The sequence below is a fragment of the Actinomadura sp. HBU206391 genome, from assembly GCF_014323665.1.
Taxonomy (GTDB): Bacteria; Actinomycetota; Actinomycetes; order Streptosporangiales; family Streptosporangiaceae; genus Actinomadura_C.
Genome location: NZ_JABVEB010000403.1, coordinates 1 through 3,768 on the forward strand (window position 1 = coordinate 1; position 3,768 = coordinate 3,768).

Here is a 3,768-nt window from a genome sequence, read left to right on the forward strand (position 1 = left end):
CATCGGCGTCCTCGACTTCTTCGACCTGCACGTCCGCCGCCCCGTGCACGGGGACGCCGGGGTGCTGGTGGTCGGGCCGAGCGGCGGGGCGAGCGTGCTCGCCGCCGACGCGTTCGACGCCGCCGGGCTCGAACTCGCCGAACTGCCCGGCGCCGCCCGGTCGGAGCTCAGGGAGCTCGGCCTAGGTGCGGGCAGCTCGCTCGCCAATCCGCTCGAGATCCCGCTCGGGCCGCGCACCGGCGCCGGGCTCATCGAGGGCACGGTGACCGCGATCCTGGCCCACCGGGGGTACGGCGACGTCGTCGTGCACGTCAACGTGCAAAGCTTCTTCAGCTTCGGCGGCACCGCCGTCGAGCCGCTGCTGGCCTGCGCACGAGGCGTCGCCGCCCTGCAGGACGCACGGCGCGACGTCCGGGTCACGCTGGTGACCCGTAACGCCGAGTGCGCCCCCGCCGGCGTGGCGGACGAGGTACGCGCGATCGCGCGCGCCGCCGGCGTACCGGTCTATCTCAGCATGGCCTCCGCCGCGGTCGCCGTGGCCGCGGGCCGCACCCGGGCCGCCCGTGCGGCGGACTCGGCGGCGGTTTCGACCGACTGGATCACTGGGAGTGGGCATGGGCAGGCTTGACGGCAAGGTCGCGCTGATCACCGGCGGCGCGCGCGGCATGGGCAAGGCCCATGTACGGCGGCTGGTCGACGAGGGCGCCCGCGTCGTCTTCGGCGACGTCCTCGAGGAAGAGGGCGTCAAACTCGCCGCCGACGTCGGCGAGGCCTGCCGGTTCGTCCCGATGGACGTGTCCAGCCCCGATGACTGGACCTCGGCCGTCGACACCGCTCTGACGACGTTCGGACGGCTGGACGCCCTGGTGAACAACGCCGGGATCATGCGGCACAAGCTCATCGAGGAGATGACCCTGGATGAGTTCAAGCAGGTCCTCGACGTCAACCTGGTCGGGCAGTGGCTCGGGGTCAAGTCGGTGATCGAGCCGATGAAGGCGGCGGGCGGGGGCGCCATCGTCAACGTGTCCTCGACCGAGGGCTTCGTCGCGGCCGCCGGGCTGGCCGCCTACACCGCCAGCAAGTTCGGCGTGCGGGGGCTCACCAAGGCCGCGGCCCGTGAGCTCGGCCCCCATGGCATCCGGGTCAACTCCATCCATCCGGGCGCCATCCTCACCGCGATGTCGATGGACCCGGACGTGGTGGCGGCGACCGCCGACAGCGCCGACGCCTTCATGAAGGCACTGCCGCTGGGCCGGATGGGCCGGACCAGGGAGGTGACCGGGCTGGTCGTGTTCCTCGTGTCCGACGAGTCCAGCTACTGCACCGGCAGCGAGGTGCTGGTCGACGGCGGCATGATCACCGGCGCCGGCTACTGACGCGGCCTGGGCACGATCGGCCCGTGGCCGGGACCACGGGCCGGGGTGCTCACGCCGGGAGCTAGATCTCCGTGAGCCTCTCCCGCAGCAGGTCGGCCATGGCGTCGATGCCCGGCGCCTCGATCATCAGCCGCCCCATGAGCTCCACGTACCGCTCGACGTCCTCGGGCTTGTCGAGGTAGAGCGCGTTGGTGGCGTATTCGATGTAGACCACGTCAGGCAGATCCGGTTCGGCGAACCTGAGAACGGTGAACGGGTGACTCGCCGCGGGGTGGCCGCGTCCGAACGGCAGCACCTGGATCGCGGTGTCGTCCTGTGCACCGAGCTCGAGCAGGTGGTCGATCTGGGCGCGCATCGACCGCCGATCGCCCACCGGACGCATCAGCGCCGTCTCGTCCATGAGGGCCCACAGCCTGACGCCCCCGCGAAGCAGGGCCCGCTGCCGCTCCAACTTCAGGGCGACCCGCCGGTCGATGACGTCCTCGGGCTCGCCGGGATGCTCGAGCCGGATGAGACCGCGCGCGTATTCCTCGGTCTGCAACAGATCGGGAACGTACTGCGGAGCGTAGACACGGATCAGCGAGGCTGCCTGCTCCATTCCGAGGTAGGTGGGCGACCACACGGGGACGATGTCCCCGTACCGCTGCCACCAGCCCGGAGCGCTGGCCTGGCGGGCCAGCCGGAGGAGTTCCTCTCGCTGCCCCTCGTCGGTCACGCCGTACAGCGTGAGCAGATCCTTGACGTCTCGTTCCTTATAAGGACTGCGTCCCAGCTCCAAACGACTGATCTTGGAGTGGCTCGAGCGGATCGAGTACCCGGCCTCGTGCCGCGAGATGCCGCTCTGTTCCCGCAGCCGGCGCAGCCGGGCGCCCAGCAGGATCCGGAGGGTCGTGGGACCCCCGGGTGGCGCGGACGCCACACCGGAGGGAACCTCTCCGTCGGCCTCCCGTCCCGCGGTCATCCGCACTCCTCCGAACCGGCGTTCCGGCGCGCCGCCCGCCCGCGCCATCGCGGGTGGCAGGCCGGCGACCCCGCTCGTCGAGCGGCGGGGCCGGCCGTCGAAGCCCGCGAAGGACGCCGGGCCGAACTCAACGCTGGATGAGCGCGATGCACGTGCATATGAGCGATCATATGGTCTCTCATATGGTTTTGCCGACGCACTTGCGCCTGCACGGGCGCTAGAGCAGGATGGCGGCAGAGCCGGCCGGTGACCGTGCCGGTGGAAAACGAACGGCTCCCTGTGGTCTGGACAGGGAGCCGTTCTTGTTCACTCCCCTTGCTGCATCCGCAAGAGAAGGACATGACCGATGAGAATACCTTGGCGCGGCCGCGATGACTCGCGCGAAGCACAGCCGCAACCCGTGCGCCTGCCGCAACGCTGGGCGATCATTCTGGGGCTGGCCGGCGCCGGCACGGTGGCACTGAGCGTCTCCGCGAACGTGGGCTCCGGCGCGACGGCCGGGCTCGCCATCGTCGGTCTTCTGCACGCCATCATGGACTGACGACCCGCCGCCCAGTGCCGTCCGCGAGACCGTGCGCGGCGGCGAACTCTCTCAGGGCGGGCAGCGCCTCGCGGGTACGCCGCCAGGGGCGCACGATCAGGCGGTCGACGCCGAGCGCCGCCCAGTCGGCGACCTCGCCCGGGCCCGACAGCTCGTAGGCGTGCACGGTGACCTCGAACGGCAGGTCCGCCCGTCCGGCCTCCTCGCGGTGGCGGCGGAGCCGCTCGAGCCGGGACGCCGCGGCCTCGATCGTCTGCGGCATGCTGATCCACCCGTCATGGCGCGCCGCCCTGCGCAGAGCGGCGTCGGACTCGCCGCCGACGACGACGGGGAGCGGGTCCTGCACCGGCTTGGGCTCGAAGGCCACCTCGGGGAAGTCGTAGAACTCACCGTGGTGCTCGACGACGTTCTCGGTCCACAGCCTGCGCGCGACCGCTACCGCCTCGTCCAGGCGTCGGCCGCGGGAGCGGAAGTCCAGCCCGGCCGCGATCCACTCCCCCTCGTACCAGCCGGCGCCGATCCCCACGATGGCTCTGCCGCCGGAGATCTGGTCGAGCGTCGCGAACGCCCTGGCCGACGCGACGGGGTGCCGCAGGCCGAAGAGGTGCACCGCGGTGCCGAGCCTGATCCGCGAGGTGACGGCGGCGAGTGCGCACAGGTAGGCGGGCGCGTCGTACAGCGGGGTATGCGGGGCGATGCCCGGCTCGCCCGTGCCCGGATAGTTCGCCGTCGAGAGGTCGGTGGTGAACACGAGGTGCTCGGGGATCCAGACGGAGTCGAACCCCAGCCGGTCGGCCTCGACCGCCAGATCCCGCCAGATCCCCGGATGAACCAGCCCCAGGGGAACCCCGAACCGCATACTCGTCCTCTCCTCCCTCTTCTCCGCCGTG

Annotated in this window: 4 protein-coding genes and 1 pseudogene; 3 read left to right on the forward strand and 2 right to left on the reverse strand. The window is 71.4% G+C overall.

The window, feature by feature from the left end:
- Nucleotides 1-628 (forward strand): annotated as a pseudogene (locus HKK72_RS37270) (CoA-binding protein); the annotation flags it as partial.
- Nucleotides 615-1,376 (forward strand): glucose 1-dehydrogenase, encoded by a 762-nt coding sequence (locus HKK72_RS37275; RefSeq protein ID WP_187239100.1) that lies wholly within the window; start codon nt 615-617, stop codon nt 1,374-1,376. The pseudogene HKK72_RS37270 and the gene HKK72_RS37275, both read left to right, overlap by 14 nt.
- A 61-nt stretch (nt 1,377-1,437) precedes the next feature.
- Here HKK72_RS37275 and HKK72_RS37280 read toward each other — a convergent pair whose 3' ends face one another.
- A complete protein-coding gene (locus tag HKK72_RS37280; RefSeq protein WP_187239101.1) occupies nt 1,438-2,337 on the reverse strand; it encodes a helix-turn-helix domain-containing protein in 900 nt (299 codons plus the stop codon).
- Between the two features lie 346 nt (nt 2,338-2,683).
- Between HKK72_RS37280 and HKK72_RS37285 the strand changes: the two genes are divergently transcribed.
- Nucleotides 2,684-2,878, forward strand: coding sequence for a hypothetical protein (locus tag HKK72_RS37285; RefSeq protein WP_187239102.1), 195 nt, complete (start codon nt 2,684-2,686; stop codon nt 2,876-2,878).
- Here HKK72_RS37285 and HKK72_RS37290 read toward each other — a convergent pair.
- On the reverse strand, nt 2,868-3,768 hold a 901-nt coding region (locus HKK72_RS37290; RefSeq protein WP_315987635.1), incomplete at its 5' end, for a TIGR03619 family F420-dependent LLM class oxidoreductase. The genes HKK72_RS37285 and HKK72_RS37290 overlap by 11 nt on opposite strands.